This window comes from Leclercia sp. M-A074-M, from assembly GCF_965195605.1.
Lineage (GTDB): Bacteria > Pseudomonadota > Gammaproteobacteria > Enterobacterales > Enterobacteriaceae > Enterobacter.
Window position 1 is genome coordinate 129,529 of record NZ_CBDAHM010000005.1, and the last position, 15,917, is coordinate 145,445.

Annotated in this window: 15 protein-coding genes and 1 other RNA gene; 10 read left to right on the forward strand and 6 right to left on the reverse strand. The window is 56.0% G+C overall.

The window, feature by feature from the left end:
* Positions 1–429 (forward strand): YhbP family protein, encoded by a 429-nt coding sequence (locus tag ACOKCT_RS12330; RefSeq protein WP_214422441.1) that lies wholly within the window; start codon positions 1–3, stop codon positions 427–429.
* Here the strand turns inward: ACOKCT_RS12330 and ACOKCT_RS12335 are convergent.
* Positions 415–933, reverse strand: coding sequence for a type 1 glutamine amidotransferase domain-containing protein (locus ACOKCT_RS12335; protein WP_420193526.1), 519 nt, complete (start codon positions 931–933; stop codon positions 415–417). The genes ACOKCT_RS12330 and ACOKCT_RS12335 overlap by 15 nt on opposite strands.
* 126 nt (positions 934–1,059) lie before the next feature.
* Between ACOKCT_RS12335 and ACOKCT_RS12340 the strand changes: the two genes are divergently transcribed.
* Positions 1,060–1,704: an NAD(P)H-binding protein gene (locus ACOKCT_RS12340; RefSeq protein ID WP_103177150.1), complete on the forward strand. Its 645-nt coding sequence runs from the start codon at positions 1,060–1,062 to the stop codon at positions 1,702–1,704.
* 33 nt (positions 1,705–1,737) lie between these two features.
* On the opposite strand, the gene dolP is transcribed toward ACOKCT_RS12340, so the two are convergent.
* The 4 genes from dolP to ACOKCT_RS12360 are packed head-to-tail and all read right to left on the reverse strand — an operon-like array spanning position 1,738 to position 5,405.
* Positions 1,738–2,313: a division/outer membrane stress-associated lipid-binding lipoprotein gene (dolP, locus tag ACOKCT_RS12345; RefSeq protein ID WP_103177149.1), complete on the reverse strand. Its 576-nt coding sequence runs from the start codon at positions 2,311–2,313 to the stop codon at positions 1,738–1,740.
* A 9-nt stretch (positions 2,314–2,322) separates the two neighbouring features.
* Complete coding sequence (gene diaA / locus ACOKCT_RS12350; RefSeq protein WP_032614385.1) at positions 2,323–2,913, reverse strand: DnaA initiator-associating protein DiaA; 591 nt, start codon at positions 2,911–2,913, stop codon at positions 2,323–2,325.
* 21 nt (positions 2,914–2,934) lie between these two features.
* Complete coding sequence (locus tag ACOKCT_RS12355) at positions 2,935–3,330, reverse strand: YraN family protein (RefSeq protein ID WP_103177148.1); 396 nt, start codon at positions 3,328–3,330, stop codon at positions 2,935–2,937.
* Positions 3,288–5,405, reverse strand: a complete 2,118-nt coding sequence (locus ACOKCT_RS12360) for a penicillin-binding protein activator (protein ID WP_420193527.1) — start codon at positions 5,403–5,405, stop codon at positions 3,288–3,290. Before ACOKCT_RS12360 ends, ACOKCT_RS12355 begins: the two co-directional genes overlap by 43 nt.
* Before the next feature lie 62 nt (positions 5,406–5,467).
* Here ACOKCT_RS12360 and rsmI point away from each other — a divergent pair, with 62 nt between their 5' ends.
* A complete protein-coding gene (gene rsmI, locus ACOKCT_RS12365) occupies positions 5,468–6,331 on the forward strand; it encodes a 16S rRNA (cytidine(1402)-2'-O)-methyltransferase (RefSeq protein ID WP_103177146.1) in 864 nt (287 codons plus the stop codon).
* A 4-nt stretch (positions 6,332–6,335) separates the two neighbouring features.
* Positions 6,336–7,316 (forward strand): Fic family protein, encoded by a 981-nt coding sequence (locus ACOKCT_RS12370; RefSeq protein WP_159339895.1) that lies wholly within the window; start codon positions 6,336–6,338, stop codon positions 7,314–7,316.
* Between the two features lie 127 nt (positions 7,317–7,443).
* Here the strand turns inward: ACOKCT_RS12370 and garD are convergent, their stop codons facing one another.
* The gene (gene garD, locus ACOKCT_RS12375) at positions 7,444–9,015 is read right to left on the reverse strand and encodes a galactarate dehydratase (RefSeq protein ID WP_420193528.1); all 1,572 of its coding nucleotides are present in this window, start codon (positions 9,013–9,015) and stop codon (positions 7,444–7,446) included.
* Between the two features lie 418 nt (positions 9,016–9,433).
* On the opposite strand from garD, the gene ACOKCT_RS12380 reads away from it, so the two are divergent.
* The 6 genes from ACOKCT_RS12380 to ACOKCT_RS12405 all read left to right on the forward strand — a co-directional run bounded on the left by ACOKCT_RS12380 (position 9,434) and on the right by ACOKCT_RS12405 (position 15,774).
* On the forward strand, positions 9,434–10,768 hold the full coding sequence (locus ACOKCT_RS12380) for an MFS transporter (RefSeq protein ID WP_103177143.1): 1,335 nt from the start codon (positions 9,434–9,436) through the stop codon (positions 10,766–10,768).
* 15 nt (positions 10,769–10,783) lie between these two features.
* Positions 10,784–11,554, forward strand: coding sequence for a 2-dehydro-3-deoxyglucarate aldolase (gene garL / locus ACOKCT_RS12385; RefSeq protein ID WP_103177142.1), 771 nt, complete (start codon positions 10,784–10,786; stop codon positions 11,552–11,554).
* A gap of 31 nt (positions 11,555–11,585) precedes the next feature.
* On the forward strand, positions 11,586–12,476 hold the full coding sequence (gene garR, locus ACOKCT_RS12390; RefSeq protein ID WP_103177141.1) for a 2-hydroxy-3-oxopropionate reductase: 891 nt from the start codon (positions 11,586–11,588) through the stop codon (positions 12,474–12,476).
* 60 nt (positions 12,477–12,536) lie between these two features.
* Entirely contained in the window at positions 12,537–13,682 is a 1,146-nt protein-coding gene (garK, locus tag ACOKCT_RS12395; protein ID WP_159339896.1) for a glycerate 2-kinase, read from the forward strand.
* Positions 13,683–13,714: 32 nt separating this feature from the next.
* An RNA gene (gene rnpB, locus ACOKCT_RS12400) (RNase P RNA component class A) lies at positions 13,715–14,092 on the forward strand.
* A gap of 275 nt (positions 14,093–14,367) precedes the next feature.
* Complete coding sequence (locus ACOKCT_RS12405) at positions 14,368–15,774, forward strand: tyrosine-type recombinase/integrase (protein WP_226876165.1); 1,407 nt, start codon at positions 14,368–14,370, stop codon at positions 15,772–15,774.
* Positions 15,775–15,917 lie beyond the last annotated feature (143 nt).

Below are 15,917 nucleotides of genomic sequence, written 5' to 3' on the forward strand. Positions count from 1 at the left end.
ATGGAAACTCTGGCCGCCATCAACCACTGGCTGGCGAAGCAGCACGTGGTCACCTGGTGCGTACACCAAGACGATGAGCTGTGGTGTGCCAATGCCTTTTACTATTATGACCCGCAGCGCGTCGCGTTCTACGTCTTAAGCGAAGACAAAACCCGTCATGCGCAGATGAGCGGCAAACAGGCGAAAGTTGCAGGCACCGTCAACGGGCAGCCCAAAACCGTGGCGTTAATCCGCGGGGTGCAGTTCAAAGGGGAGATTCGTCGTCTGGAAGGAGAGGAAAGCGACGTGATGCGCAAGCACTATCTTCGTCGCTTTCCGGTTGCCGCTGCCATGCCAGCTCCGGTATGGGAGATCCGTCTGGATGAACTGAAGTTCACTGACAACACGTTAGGCTTTGGCAAAAAACATCACTGGCTACGCGCCGAGTAAGCGCAACGCCTCACGGTTAAAGGCGATAAGATCTTCTGGCGTCCGGCTGGTAACCAGCTGATCGTTATCGATGACTACCTCCTGATCGTGAAAATCGGCCCCGGCGTTTTTCAGATCGATGGCGATCGATTTCACGCCCGTCAGTTTACGTCCGCGCACAACCTCAGCGCTGATGAGCAGCTGTGGGCCGTGGCAGATAGCAAAGACCGGTTTCCCGCTGGAGACAAAATCCCGGGTAAAGGTCACGAAACGCGTATCGCTGCGTAGCGAGTCCGGGGAGTGCCCACCCGGCAGTAACAGGGCGTCAAAGTCAGACGGGCTCACCTCATCGATGGTTTTATCGATGGTCACGCTGGCCTCGCCCTTATGGCCTTTTACCGTTTTGCCTGCCTCTTTTTCAATGGTGATCAGCTCATGGCCCGCCTTACGAAACGCCTCGGCAGGTGAGGTAAATTCTGAATCTTCAAACTCGTCGGTAATCAAGACCGCAATTTTCTTGCTCATGCTTCCTCCGTTGTTTTGGCTTCAGACAGCTTTTTTCCAGCTTGTGGTAAATACTTAACGTTCAGACCACTAAGTGTGGTTGAGCGGCATGAAATCGCATACGGACTAATCTGCAAAGGAGGAGTAATGAGTCAGGTTTTAATTACCGGCGCGACCGGCCTTGTGGGTGGGCACCTGCTGCGTATGCTAATCCAGGAGCAGAAGATCAACTATATCGCCGCCCCGACGCGTCGCCCGCTGGGCGATATCGAAGGGGTGTTTAATCCCCACGATCCGCAACTGACCGATGCGCTGGCACAGGTTCAGGATCCGGTAGATACCGTCTTTTGCTGTCTGGGCACCACCCGGCGTGAGGCGGGCAGCAAAGAGGCCTTTATCCATGCCGATTACACGCTGGTGGTGGATACTGCGCTGACCGGCAAACGACTCGGGGCGAAGCATTTCCTGGTGGTGAGCGCCATGGGGGCTAACGCGCATTCGCCGTTCTTCTACAACAAGGTGAAAGGCAAAATGGAAGAGGCCCTGATCGCCCAGAAGTGGGAGCGGTTGACCATTGTGCGTCCGTCAATGCTGCTGGGGGAGCGGGAGAAGCATCGCTTCAGCGAGTCGCTGTTTTCCCCGCTGTTCAGTCTGCTGCCCGGCAACTGGAAGTCTGTCGAGGCGCGGGATGTGGCGCAGGTTATGCTACAGGAGGCGCTGGGTGCAGCACCGGCAGGAGTCAATGTTATTCCGTCGGCGAAAATCAGGGAGCAGGCGCAGGGAGAGGAATGAGCGCCCTCTGCCAGCGGCAGAGGGCGGGGGAGATTACTTGATGTAGGTGAAGGCGGTAGTCACGTGTTTCACGCCGCTCACCCGGCTGGCGATATCCGCCGCCGCTTTACCTTCACGCTCGGTCACCAGGCCGAGCAGGAAGACTTCGCTGTTCTCGGTGGTCACTTTCACGTTAGAGGATTTCACCTGATCGCTACCCAGCAGCTGGGAGCGCACTTTGGTGGTGATCCAGGTGTCATTTGAGGCGGCACCCAGGCCAATCGGCTGGCCCTGACGTATTTCGTTAAATACCTCGGTCGTCCCTTCTACACCCATCGCAATTTGCTTCGCGCGGGAGGCAAGTTCGGTATTCGGCGCCTGGCCGGCCAGTAAAACCTTGCCCTGATAAGCCGTTACGTTAATACGCGCTTCTTTCTTAATCTGTTGGTCTTTGGAGAGTGCGCTGTTCACGCGCAGTTCAAGGGTGCCGTCATCCACCTGCGTGCCCACGGTTCGCGGGTCGGTCGCGGCTTTGGTACTCACTGCGGCGGTACCCACTACCGCTGCAGCCACACATCCCTGAAGCAGCAGCGCAGAAATAAGGACTGCGAGGGGCGAAAGTGCCTTCATGTTTACTCCTTAATCATCCTGGTGAGGGAAAAGCGTGTTATCGATCAGATCGCATAAACAGTTCACCGTCAGCATATGCATCTCCTGAATGCGCGCGCTGCGGTGGGAAGGAATACGGATCTCAACATCATGCGGACCTAACAGCCCTGCCAGCTCACCGCCGTCGTAACCGGTCAGCGCAACGATGGTCATATCGCGCGTGACGGCCGCTTCCACGGCTTTCACGATGTCGCGGCTGTTGCCGCGCGTGGAGATGGCCAGCAGGACATCACCGGCATGCCCTAACGCGCGCACCTGCTTGGCGTAGATCTCATCATGAAGACGATCGTTGGCAATCGCCGTTAAGACCACGTTATCGGTATTAAGTGCAATGGCAGGTAAACTGGGGCGCTCTGTCTCAAAACGATTGATCATACTGGCAGCAAAATGCTGTGCGTTGGCGGCCGAGGTGCCATTACCACAACAGAGGATTTTGTTGCCGTTAAGCAGGGACTGAACCAGCGTCATCGCCGCACGGGAGATGGCGTCCGGCAGCGCTTCTGCTGCTGCAATCTGAGTCTGAATGCTTTCCGTGAAGCAAACCTTAATTCTTTCGAGCACGGTATCCCTTAACGATCTGATTTACGCGTCTTCGCCGAAGGCGTTTTTGAACCATTCGATGGCGTTTCCGGTGAAGGCTACCACATCGAACCGGCAATCCACAGTGTCAAAGCTGCCATTATGCCGGGCAAGCCACAACTGGGCGGTGTGTAACAATTTTTGTTGCTTGGCCCGGGTCACGCTGGCGGCGGCCCCGCCGTAACGGGATGACTGGCGGTAGCGCACCTCAATGAACACGATGGACGGGCCGTCCTGCATGATAAGGTCAATTTCACCGCCGCGTCCGCGAACGTTGGCGGCGATAAAGCGCAGTCCTTTGCGCTCAAGCCAGCGACGCGCCTGTAATTCGCGCGCGTCGCCGGTCTGTTTGCGGGTTAACTGGCCGGAACGATCTGTCCCTGCTGGTATTTGAGCCATGATAACTTCCTGTTAATCACGCAGTCCTGAGTGGCGGTGAGATCGCCGGTATTGCCGTTAAGGGTAAAGCCCGGCACCTGGCGCATCTGGGTGAAGTGGTTCGCCAGCGCCCAGGCATCCACGCCCATGGCATACAGGCGCGCCAGCGAGTAGTCGTTACGCACGCTGCTGAGCGCCTGCTGCATCAGCTCTGGGTTTGCCCCTGCGAGCATCGGGATTTCGCTGTACTGCAGCCCTTCCATCTCAAGACGGAAGTCCGGGCCTGCGGTGCCCTGTGCGCTGCGTGAGCTGGCGTACAGCGACACGCCCGCCTGGCTGCCGTTACGCATGGCGATCATCGGTTTGATAAAGGCGATCTCTTCCGGGGTGGCGACAATGTAGGCCGCATCCACGTTACCGCCGCCGCTGATCTGCGCATCCGTTGGCGGAGCCGGGATAGTCAGACCACCAATCGTCACGCTCTGCTGCTGCGGCAGGCTGGCAGTCACCGGGCTACCGCTGAGGGCAATACCCGCTCCGCCGTTCACGCCTGCGCGCAGTTCTGAGGCTGAGCCAAATTTCTGCTGCAGGACGATGCCGCCACCCAGCTGTTGCCACTCCTGGGCAAAGGCAGTCGCGACGCGATCGCCCAGTTGGCTGCGCGGGATGAGCAGCAGAGGAGCCTGCTTACCTTGCTCATGGATATGGCGGGCCGCATCGCGGGCTTCGTCTTCTGGCGACAGGGCAAAGTAGCAGACGTTCGGGCGATTCTGTACCTGCTCCGGCTGGTTCAGCGCCAGCACGTTCAGCGGGGTGTTGCTTCTCACCAGCTCGTCCACGTTGTTTTTCAGCAGCGGGCCGACTACGATGCTGGCGCCATCCTGCTGCACCTGACTCAGCACCTGATCGAGCGGCTGGTTGCTGGTGTCATACACTTTTATCTCCGCAGATGGGTTACCCATGACCTGTGGTTGGGCGACGGTCTGCGTCTCTTGTGTCGTGACCGGAGTCTGCACCGGCTCCTGCACGTTACCTTCCTGTACGTTGCCTTCCGGCGCGGCGACAGGCTGAGGGGTGGCAGGGGCCTGCACCGGATTCTGAAGCGTGCCTGGCTGGGCAGCGACAGGTTGGGTCGCGGTCAGATCGTTGGTTTCGGCACTGGATGGGCTCACCACATCACCGGCATTAGCGGCCTGGGCGACCTGGGCGGGAACTGCGCTGCCCGCGACGGCGGCAGTACCGTTTCTCGCCGCTTCAAAACCCTGCTGGATCGTGCGGCCAAAGACGGCGGCCTGGCCACCTAATGGCAGCAGCAGGGCGATTTTGCTGGTGGAGGCTGGCTTGAAGTTCTGTACATTAACCAGCTGCGTTGGCAGCATGGTTGCGCCCGGGTTATTCGGATAGCGGGTTTGCCAGTCTTTAATTCCGGCTTTCAGCATATCCGGATCGTTGCGGTTATCGAACCAGACGCGCTGCAGATCCAGCCAGCCCTGCAGGATATTCTCGTCGGCGTTAATCACCAGCGCATTGGCCTGATCGGGGTTCATGGCGGAGAGCGTCTGCCAGGTGGCATCGATATTTTTCTGTTTTTCGGCAGCGGAGAGCAGCGGCTCCTGGGCGATCAACGCCCGCAGCAGCGTCAGGGAAGGACGCCCCTGCTCAGCGGCGATACCTGCCTGCCAGAAACGCGCCTGCTGATTTTTATCCAGCGCGCTGATGTCGATATTGCCGAGGATCTTCTTAGCGCCGGCAGCATCGTTCTGCGCAATTTTCAGCTCGGCGGCCAGCAGGGACTGTTCGCGACGCTGGGTATCGGTCAGATCCTGCGGCAACTGGTTAAACAGATCGGTGGCATGCTGGGTTTTACCCTCTTTCAGCAGTGCACGAATGGCGAGTAATTGCCAGTTGATCCTGGTATCATTCGAGCTCTGCTCCATCTGGTGCAGATAGAAGCCGGAGTCAGCCTGGGCTGTACCCTCCATGTGGGCAGCACTTTGATCGGGCGCCTGTGTGCCACAGCCTGCAAAGAACAGGGCTGCCAGCACCAGCGGAAGGCTGCGCGTGGCTTTATTATGAAAAAACGTTAAGGGTACCATACTGTATCCAGTGATATTTTTTACGCAATGCTCAATATTAAATCGGCAATACGGATGAAACAATGAAACAACACGAAACGGCAGATAATTCTCAGGGTCAGCTATATATTGTACCTACTCCTATCGGGAATTTATCTGATATTACCCAACGTGCGCTCACCGTATTGCAAAGCGTTGATCTTATTGCGGCTGAAGATACACGCCACACTGGCCTGCTGCTGCAACACTTCGCCATTAACGCCCGCCTGTTTGCCCTGCACGATCATAACGAGCAGCAAAAGGCCGAGACGCTGGTGGCAAAGCTGAAAGAGGGGCAGAACATCGCCCTGGTCTCCGATGCCGGCACGCCGCTGATTAACGATCCAGGCTACCATCTGGTCCGCACCTGCCGCGAGGCGGGCATTCGGGTTGTCCCGTTACCGGGGCCGTGTGCCGCCATTGCCGCCCTGAGCGCGGCGGGTCTGCCGTCTGACCGCTTCTGCTACGAAGGCTTCCTGCCCGCCAAATCCAAAGGTCGTCGCGACGTGCTGAAGGCGCTGGAAGCCGAACCGCGCACGCTGATCTTCTACGAATCGACCCACCGTCTGCTGGAGAGCCTGGAAGATATGGTCGCCGTCTGGGGAGAGGCGCGTTACGTGGTGCTGGCCCGCGAACTGACCAAAACCTGGGAGACCATCCACGGCCTGCCGGTTGGCGAGCTGCTGGCATGGGTGAAAGAGGATGAAAACCGCCGCAAGGGCGAGATGGTGCTGATTGTCGAAGGGCACAAGGCCGAAGAGGACGCCCTGCCTGCGGATGCCCTGCGCACCCTCGCGCTGCTGCAGGCTGAACTGCCGCTGAAGAAAGCGGCCGCGCTGGCGGCGGAGATCCACGGCGTGAAAAAGAATGCGCTGTATAAATATGCGCTGGAGCAGCAGGGGGAGTAAGCTCGTGAGCCGTTATCAACCGCCTTTTACGATTACGTCTGCAATCCTTAATCTGGTGGTTGAAACGGGAGAACTGCTGGGACACTGGGCTGCTTATACGGGGCGAGCTTCACCTCTGCTGCGTAAAGAGAATCGTATTCGTACTATCCAGGCGTCGTTAGCCATTGAACATAATTCGCTGACCACCGGGCAGGTGACCGCAATTATGGATGGAAAGCGGGTGCTGGCCCCGGCAAAAGATATTCAGGAAGTCAGAAACGCCATCCAGGCCTATGAGCACCTGAATATCTGGCAAGCCAGTCGTCTGAAAGATTTGCTGAGTGCCCATCGGCTCCTGATGAAGGGGCTCGTAGATAATCCCGGGCAACTGCGCCAGGGGGATGTCGGGATCTATCGTGGTAACCAACTGGTGCATATGGCACCTCCTGCATCTCAGGTACCTCGTCTGGTGGATGAGCTGCTTGGCTGGCTTAATGCCACAGACTTGCACCCGCTAATTGCCAGCTCTGTATTCCACTATGAATTTGAATTTATCCATCCCTTTGCCGACGGTAATGGCCGTATGGGGCGTCTCTGGCAGACTCTTATCCTCAGCCACTGGCGTGCCGAGCTGGCCTGGTTGCCGGTGGAAACGCTGATCCACTTTCAGCAAGAGCGGTACTACGCCATCCTTGGGCAGTGTGATAAAGCCAGCGATTGCACGGCTTTTGTAGAATTTATGCTACACAATCTTGCCGATGCGCTGCGTGAAAGTATCGCAACCCCGCATGCATTGTCGGAACAAATGTCGGAACAAATGTCGGAAAAAGAGGATGCCATCCTGCAACTTCTGATTGCCCAGCCAAAAATGACAGCTTCTACCCTGGCCTCAATGCTCGGTGTAACCTCCCGTACGGTAGAACGCTACCTTAGCGCATTACAAAGCAAGGGTAAGGTACAACGGGTCGGTGCCAGAAAAGGTGGGTACTGGCAGGTCTTAAGATAGGCAGCGCTTGTCCCGTCAGACGATAATTACTTCAGATCGGCAAAAATTCGGAATGGCGCGCATCAGCCAGAACGAAAGGCAAAAAAAAGCATGGCCGAAGCCATGCTAAAGGAGGTTTACTGCAAACTCAGGTCACCGGAGCCGGGTTAAATACCGCCAGCTGGTTATGTAATCCCCATTGATCGGAGAAAGTCTTCTTACGTCCACTCGCCACGTCGAGGATGAAGTGGAACAGCTTCCAGCCCACATCCTCAATGCTCTCTTCGCCGGTAGCGATAGTGCCCGCGTTGATATCCATCAGGTCAAACCAGCGGTTCGCCAGCTCGGTACGGGTCGCCATTTTAATGACCGGCACCGCCATCAGGCCGTACGGGGTGCCGCGACCGGTGGTGAAGACCTGAACGGTGATCCCGGAGGCCACCTGCTGGGTACCGCAGACGAAATCACTGGCTGGCGTGGCGGCGTAGATCAGGCCACGTTTAGTCGGGCGCTGACCCGGGGAAAGCACTTCAACGATGGCGCTCTTGCCCGATTTGGCGATGGAGCCCAGCGCTTTTTCTACCACGTTCGCCAGGCCGCCTTTCTTGTTGCCCGGTGACGGGTTGGCGCTGCGGTCGGTCTTGCCCATGTCGAGATAGTTATCGTACCAGGCCATCTCCTCCAGCAGGCGTTTGCCCACCTCTTCGTTGATGGCGCGCGGCGTCAGGAGATGGATCGCGTCGCGCACTTCGGTCACTTCGGAGAACATTACCGTGGCGCCACAGCGCACCAGCAGATCCGAGGCATAGCCCACTGCCGGGTTGGCGGTCACGCCCGAAAAGGCATCGCTGCCGCCGCACTGCATTCCCACCACCAGCTCAGAGGCCGGGCAGGTTTCACGCTGGCGCTGATTCAGTTTTGCCAGATGGCGCTCAGCGACCTGCAGAATGTCATCCACCATCGACCGGAAGCCGACATGCTGCTCATCCTGCAGACGCACGATGCTGGCGTCATCCACCGGGATCGCCTGCACGTCTTCAGTACCCTGGAGCAGCTTTTCGGGTTGCAGCTTCTCGCAGCCGAGGCCGATAACCATCACTTCGCCGCCGAAGTTCGGGTTCAGGGCGATATTGTGGATGGTGCGGATAGGGACAATTGCCGCCGGAGCGTTGATCGCCACGCCGCAGCCGTAAAGGTGGTTCAGACCCACCACGCCGTCGACGTTGGGGTATTTTGGCAGCAGATCGCGTTCGATCATCTTCACTACATAATCGACCACGCCCGCCACGCAGTGCACGCTGGTGCTGATGCCGAGCAGGTTTTTGGTGCCTACGCTGCCGTCCGCATTGCGATAACCTTCAAAGGTGTAGCCTTCAAGCGCAGGTAGCGGCTCCGGTACGCGGGTTGCCAGTGGCAGGGTGTGCAGCGGCGGGGCTTCCGGCAGGGCAACCAGCGACTCATCAATCCAGCTGCCCTGGGGGATGGCGCGCACGGCGTAGCCGATGACTTCGCCATAACGCACGATTTCGCCCTGCGCCGGGATATCCACCAGCGCCACTTTATGGCCCTGTGGAATATGCTCGATGAGTTCAAGTCCGTCCGGGAAACGCGTTCCGGCTTTTAACCCCTGATCGTTAACAATAATCGCCACGTTATCGGTCTCATGTACCTTAATATAAAACGCGGTCGGCGACGTTTGACGAATTTCGATGTCGGCCATTGTCCAGTATTCTCCAGCGCGTGGGGGATAATTAATTGATCAAAGAGTAACTATATTTTCTCGTTATAAAAAATAAAGACTCTGCTCAGTGGAATAAAGAATGTCAGGCATGGGGAATTAATAATGTGATCGCGATCACTCATTTATGACGGTGGCCTGCCCATAAGGGGAGCAATGGCGAAATCTGTGCATCAGCGCCCAGGGGTTTGTGCATATGCTCAAAATAATATTCACAATAAAGTTGATAATTGAGCAATGCGACAATGCGTGGTGGTGGGCGCTTGATTATACTCATTAACGCTTTCATGGATTTGGTTAATTAACCGTAATTACCTCTCTCTAATGAGCAAAATAATCAGGACTGCCTCTTTCTTAAAACAATAAAAATAATTTCATTGATGTACCAGAGGAAATAAATATGTTGCTGGATACTACCGTTGAAACTAAAAAGGGTTTCCCCACCCGTTATTTAATATTACTCATCATTTTTATTGTTACCGCTGTCAATTACGCTGACCGCGCCACGCTCTCTATTGCCGGAACGGAAGTCGCCAAAGAGCTGCAATTAAGTGCCGTGTCGATGGGCTACATCTTCTCCGCCTTCGGCTGGGCCTATCTGCTGATGCAGATCCCCGGCGGCTGGCTGCTGGACAAATTCGGCTCGAAAAAGGTCTATACCTACAGCCTCTTCTTCTGGTCGCTGTTCACCTTCCTGCAGGGGTTTGTCGATCTTTTCCCGCTGGCGTGGGCGGGCATTTCAATGTTCTTTATGCGCTTTATGCTCGGCTTCTCCGAGGCGCCATCCTTCCCGGCTAACGCCCGTATCGTGGCGGCCTGGTTCCCGACCAAAGAGCGCGGTACGGCATCAGCTATTTTTAACGCCGCGCAATATTTCTCGCTGGCGCTCTTCTCCCCGCTGCTCGGCTGGCTGACCTTCGCCTGGGGCTGGGAACATGTCTTTACCGTAATGGGTGTGATTGGCTTTGTGCTGACCGGCATGTGGGCGAAGTTTATTCATAACCCGACCGACCATCCAGGCATAAGCGCCGATGAACTGAAGTTCATTAAGGAGGGCGGCGCGGTGGTCGATATGGACCACAAAAAGCCAGGCGACAAAGCGGCCAGCGGTCCGAAGCTGCATTACATCAAACAGTTATTGTCTAACCGCATGATGCTGGGCGTCTTTTTCGGGCAATACTTTATCAACACCATCACCTGGTTCTTCCTCACCTGGTTCCCGATTTATCTGGTGCAGGAGAAGGGGATGTCGATTCTGAAAGTGGGCCTGGTGGCATCCATTCCGGCGCTGTGCGGCTTTGCCGGCGGCGTACTGGGCGGCGTATTCTCGGATCACCTGATTAAGCAAGGCAAGTCGATTACCCTGGCGCGTAAGCTGCCGATCGTGCTGGGTATGCTGCTGGCCTCCTCAATCATTCTGTGCAACTACACCAACAACACCACGCTGGTGGTCGCGCTGATGGCGCTGGCCTTCTTCGGTAAAGGGTTTGGTGCCCTGGGCTGGCCGGTCATATCCGATACCGCACCGAAAGAGATTGTTGGCCTGTGCGGGGGTGTGTTTAACGTCTTTGGCAACGTAGCGTCAATCGTCACTCCGCTGGTGATTGGCTATCTGGTCAGTGAGCTGCATTCGTTCAACGCGGCACTGCTGTTCGTAGGGTGTTCGGCGCTGATGGCGATGTTCTGCTACCTGTTCGTAGTGGGCGACATCAAACGTATGGAATTGCAGAAATAAGCAAAGGTATAAGCGATGAGTAACGATATTTTCCCAAACAAATTTAAAGCGGCCCTCGCGGCACATCAGATTCAGATTGGCTGCTGGTCCGCGCTGGCAAGCCCAATCAGCACCGAAGTGCTGGGACTGGCAGGTTTTGACTGGCTGGTGCTGGACGGTGAACATGCGCCGAACGACGTCACCACCTTTATCCCGCAGCTGATGGCGCTGAAAGGCAGCCACAGCGCGCCGGTGGTGCGCGTGCCGACCAATGAGCCGGTGATCATCAAGCGCCTGCTGGATATTGGTTTCTATAACTTCCTGATCCCGTTTGTGGAAAACGTCGAAGAGGCGGTGCAGGCGGTGGCCTCCACCCGTTATCCGCCAGAAGGCATTCGCGGCGTGTCGGTCTCCCATCGTGCCAATATGTTTGGCACCGTGCCGGACTACCTCGCCCAGTCGAACAAAAACATCACCATCCTGGTGCAGATTGAGAGCCAGCAGGGCGTGGACAACGTCGATGCCATCGCCGCCACTGACGGCGTAGACGGCATCTTTGTCGGCCCAAGCGATCTGGCGGCCGCCTTTGGCCACCTGGGGAACGCAAATCACCCGGAAGTGCAGCGCGCCATCCAGCATATCTTTGCCCGTGCCAAAGCGCACGGTAAGCCGTGCGGCATTCTGGCACCGGTCGAGGCTGATGCCCGCCGCTATCTGGAATGGGGCGCAACCTTTGTCGCCGTCGGCAGCGATCTCGGCGTGTTCCGCTCCGCCACCCAGAAGTTAGCGGATTCCTTCAAGAAATAACCACCACCACTGAATAAAGAGAGACGCAATTATGACACTGAAAGTTGGTTTTATTGGCCTGGGTATCATGGGTAAACCAATGAGTAAAAACCTCATCAAAGCAGGTTACTCACTGGTGGTTGCAGACCGTAACCCGGAAGCCATTGCCGAAGTGATCGCCGCAGGCGCAGAAACGGCCACCACGGCAAAAGCCATTGCTGAGCAGTGCGATGTGATCATCACCATGCTGCCAAACTCCCCGCACGTTAAAGAGGTGGCGCTGGGCGAAGGCGGCATCATCGAAGGGGCAAAACCTGGCACCGTGCTGATCGACATGAGCTCCATCGCACCGCTGGCCAGCCGTGAAATCAGCGAGGCGTTAAAAGCAAAAGGCATCGACATGCTGGATGCGCCGGTGAGCGGCGGCGAGCCGAAAGCTATCGACGGCACCCTCTCTGTGATGGTGGGCGGCGACAAAGCCATCTTCGACAAATACTACGACCTGCTGAAAGCGATGGCCGGCTCCGTGGTGCATACCGGTGAGATTGGTGCCGGTAACGTCACCAAGCTGGCAAACCAGGTCATCGTGGCCCTGAACATCGCCGCGATGTCTGAAGCCCTGACCCTGGCGACCAAAGCGGGCGTTAACCCGGATCTGGTGTATCAGGCCATCCGTGGCGGCCTGGCGGGCAGCACCGTACTGGATGCCAAAGCGCCAATGGTCATGGATCGTAACTTCAAGCCGGGTTTCCGTATCGATCTGCACATCAAGGATCTGGCGAACGCGCTGGATACCTCTCACGGCGTGGGGGCACAGCTACCCCTGACCGCGGCGGTAATGGAGATGATGCAGGCCCTGCGCGCAGATGGGCTGGGAACGGCAGACCACAGCGCCCTCGCGTGCTATTACGAAAAACTAGCGAAAGTGGAAGTTTCTCGCTAACAAAGACGGGCGCGGGAACGCGCCCGCTATTTTTGCCTTAAGCGGTAACAGGCTATAACTATGAAAATCGTAATCGCCCCTGACTCTTACAAAGAAAGCCTGTCTGCCACCGAGGTAGCGCAGGCGATAGAAAAAGGCTTTCGGGAGATCTTTCCCGATGCAGAGTATGTTTCGGTTCCCGTTGCGGATGGCGGGGAAGGCACGGTTGAAGCGATGGTTGCCGCCACCAATGGCACGATGCAGCATGCAGTAGTGACGGGGCCACTGGGCGAAAGTGTCAATGCCTGCTGGGGGATCTCCGGCGATGGCGTGACGGCGTTTATTGAGATGGCGGCGGCGAGCGGACTGGCACTGGTTCCTCCGGCACAGCGCAACCCGCTGATTACCACCTCCCGCGGGACGGGCGAGCTGATCCTTGCCGCACTCGATAAAGGTGCGCGCAATATCATTATCGGGATTGGCGGCAGCGCAACCAACGACGGCGGCGCAGGGATGGTTCAGGCGCTGGGGGCAAAACTGACCGATGCCAACGGCACCGAGATTGGCCACGGCGGTGGCAGCCTGATGGCGTTAAACAATATTGATATTTCGTTGCTCGATCCGCGTCTCAAAACCTGCGCGATACGGGTGGCCTGCGACGTGAGCAATCCGCTGATCGGCGAGCAGGGTGCCTCCCGCATCTTCGGCCCGCAGAAAGGGGCGACAGAAGCCAATATCACCGAGCTCGACAACAATCTTTCTCACTACGCCGATGTGATTAATACCGCGCTGCGTATTGAGGTTAAAAATGTCCCCGGTGCGGGTGCGGCAGGCGGCATGGGCGCCGCGCTGATGGCGTTCCTCGGCGCGGAGCTGAAGAGCGGCATTGAAATCGTCACCCAGGCGCTGAATCTCGAAGAGCATATTCACGACTGCACCTGGGTGGTGACCGGCGAAGGGCGCCTGGACAGTCAAAGTATTCACGGCAAAGTGCCGGTGGGCGTGGCGCGCGTCGCCAGTAAATATCGCAAGCCGGTCATCGGCATCGCCGGCAGCCTGACCAGCGACGTCGGGGTGGTTCATCAATATGGCATCGATGCGGTGTTCAGCGTCCTGACCAGTATCAGCACCCTGGAAGAGGCGTTCCGCGGCGCGTTTGACAATATTTATCGCGCCTCGCGCAATATTGCCGCCACCCTACGGGTAGGGATGCTCACCGAAGGGTGACAGCGGGGCGCAAACCCTCTATACTGCGCGCCGAAGCTGACCAGACAGTCGCCGCTTCGTCGTCGTCCCTTTCGGGGGAGACGGGCGGAGGGGAGGAAAGTCCGGGCTCCATAGGGCAGGGTGCCAGGTAACGCCTGGGGGGGAAACCCACGACCAGTGCAACAGAGAGCAAACCGCCGATGGCCCACGCAAGTGGGATCAGGTAAGGGTGAAAGGGTGCGGTAAGAGCGCACCGCGCGGCTGGTAACAGTCCGTGGCACGGTAAACTCCACCCGGAGCAAGGCCAAATAGGGGTTCACATGGTACGGCCCGTACTGAACCCGGGTAGGCTGCTTGAGCCAGTGAGCGATTGCTGGCCTAGATGAATGACTGTCCAACGACAGAACCCGGCTTATCGGTCAGCTTCAACTTCTTTAAAAACAATAAGTTGATGTATCTCAGGCACTTAGAAGCATAAATGAGATACAGAATGGGATACATCAACGATTGTTACCTACCTCATACGCTTCAGCGTAACGGCGTTTTTTACGCTTACTTCAGATTGTCTGATAATCAATTTTTCCGTTGCTCGCTTGGTACGGATAGCCCACGCCGATGTCAGTTCCTGATCTCCCGACTAACGCCATTCTTCGCTCTTTTGCGATCTGGTACTATCCACCGCGATCAGTTACAGAGAATCATACGAATGATGAAAAAGCTATCCCAGCATGACATTGATGCTTTCGTAGCCGCGCAACATGCAGAGATTTATGGCTATGTTGAGAATATCCCCGCCGACGCTCGCCAGCGAAAAATAAGGGGAGATGTAACCCCACCGTTATCACCAGATACTGGTCGGGCGTTCGCACAGTTTTTTCAAGAGTTCTATGAAGATCAACTCTTCAACGGCGAAGCATCCCCGACGGAATCTTTTTTTCTTGAGTCTCTGGCTCAGCGTTTCGATATTTCAGGTATGGAAAGTGCCATTGTCGCCGCAGCGTCAAAGTACGATATTCTTTTGCACCAGTCGCAGAAGGCCAATGCAGCTTTTCTGAGTAAAGATTTTTCGACGTACTCCCAGATCCTCAACGATCTGAAACAGAAAATCCCTCTACCTGTCGCAGTGTCTCCGGTTGAAGATTCTGCGCCAGCCATGACATTGCAAAAGGCATGGGATGGTTTTCTGGTGTTCAAATCAGATTGGAATCCGAAGATTCGGAAGGGGAACGAAAAGTACTTCATGGTCATCAGAGAAGTGCTGGGGGCTGATACGCCAGTGGACAAAATCACCCGCCGCGATATCAAAAACTTGCTGGAAGTGGTGGCGGGTCTACCCCGTCAGAACAAGAAGCCATATAACAAGATGACGGTTCGGGAGTGTTTAGATTTGGATGAGGTTCCCGAGGATGACCGTGTGGCACCGAAGACCGTTAAAGATTATCTGAAGCTATGCCAGGGGTTGTTCTCTACTTATCTAACATCTGAAATGGATATACTGGCATCTTCACCGACGCTAAACGTTCGTTATGAAGCACACAGCAAAAGCTATGGAGACTACAGCAAAACAGAAATGCGCAGGCTGGTGGCCCATTTCAAAAATCTATCAGGTTGGAAAAAGTGGATACCGCTCCTCCTTGCCTATACTGGTGCACGTCGGGCAGAGATCGCCAAACTAAAGCGTTCGGATGTTCGTCTTGATGATGATTCCCAGCGTTACTACATCATGATTGATGATACCAAAACCGAAGCAGGTACGAGGCAAGTACCGCTATCACTTCATCTGCTTGATCTTGGATTTTTGGACTATGTAGAGGGATTCTCTGCTGGCGATTCGCTTTTCCCTGACCTCACTAACTTCAACCAGATCACCCACTTTTTCCACGATATTCGTGAGGTTCTTGAGATCCCTTATCTCAATGATTATGGCGCTCGCCGCGTCGTGCACAGCCTTCGCCACACATTTATTACAGAAGCGCGAAAAACTAACGAGCTTACGCCAGTTCAGAAGGTGGTCGGACATGAGCATAGTGGGGAAGGGCAAACCCAGCGATACACCCACAAGTTTACTGTGACGAATTTACTTCCAGTGGTTGATGGTATTTGCTGGGACTAAACTCTCATCAACCTTCCTGTAAGTGCAGGGGAGATTCCCCCTACTTTTATAAATTATGGCAAACAGCGTGTTTTTCTCATCAGGTACGCCACCGCTTCCAATGGTTTAATTTATTGATTTTAATAGTGAAACTCATAAAGTGC

Coding starts and splice junctions, on each gene's coding strand:
- ACOKCT_RS12405 (WP_226876165.1), top strand. CDS start 14,368: ATGATGAAAAAGCTATCCCAGCATGACATTGATGCTTTCGTAGCCGCG.
- rsmI (WP_103177146.1), top strand. CDS start 5,468: ATGAAACAACACGAAACGGCAGATAATTCTCAGGGTCAGCTATATATT.
- dolP (WP_103177149.1), bottom strand. CDS start 2,313: ATGAAGGCACTTTCGCCCCTCGCAGTCCTTATTTCTGCGCTGCTGCTT.
- ACOKCT_RS12335 (WP_420193526.1), bottom strand. CDS start 933: ATGAGCAAGAAAATTGCGGTCTTGATTACCGACGAGTTTGAAGATTCA.
- garL (WP_103177142.1), top strand. CDS start 10,784: ATGAGTAACGATATTTTCCCAAACAAATTTAAAGCGGCCCTCGCGGCA.
- garK (WP_159339896.1), top strand. CDS start 12,537: ATGAAAATCGTAATCGCCCCTGACTCTTACAAAGAAAGCCTGTCTGCC.
- ACOKCT_RS12380 (WP_103177143.1), top strand. CDS start 9,434: ATGTTGCTGGATACTACCGTTGAAACTAAAAAGGGTTTCCCCACCCGT.
- ACOKCT_RS12360 (WP_420193527.1), bottom strand. CDS start 5,405: ATGGTACCCTTAACGTTTTTTCATAATAAAGCCACGCGCAGCCTTCCG.
- ACOKCT_RS12330 (WP_214422441.1), top strand. CDS start 1: ATGGAAACTCTGGCCGCCATCAACCACTGGCTGGCGAAGCAGCACGTG.
- ACOKCT_RS12355 (WP_103177148.1), bottom strand. CDS start 3,330: ATGGCTCAAATACCAGCAGGGACAGATCGTTCCGGCCAGTTAACCCGC.
- ACOKCT_RS12340 (WP_103177150.1), top strand. CDS start 1,060: ATGAGTCAGGTTTTAATTACCGGCGCGACCGGCCTTGTGGGTGGGCAC.
- garD (WP_420193528.1), bottom strand. CDS start 9,015: ATGGCCGACATCGAAATTCGTCAAACGTCGCCGACCGCGTTTTATATT.
- garR (WP_103177141.1), top strand. CDS start 11,586: ATGACACTGAAAGTTGGTTTTATTGGCCTGGGTATCATGGGTAAACCA.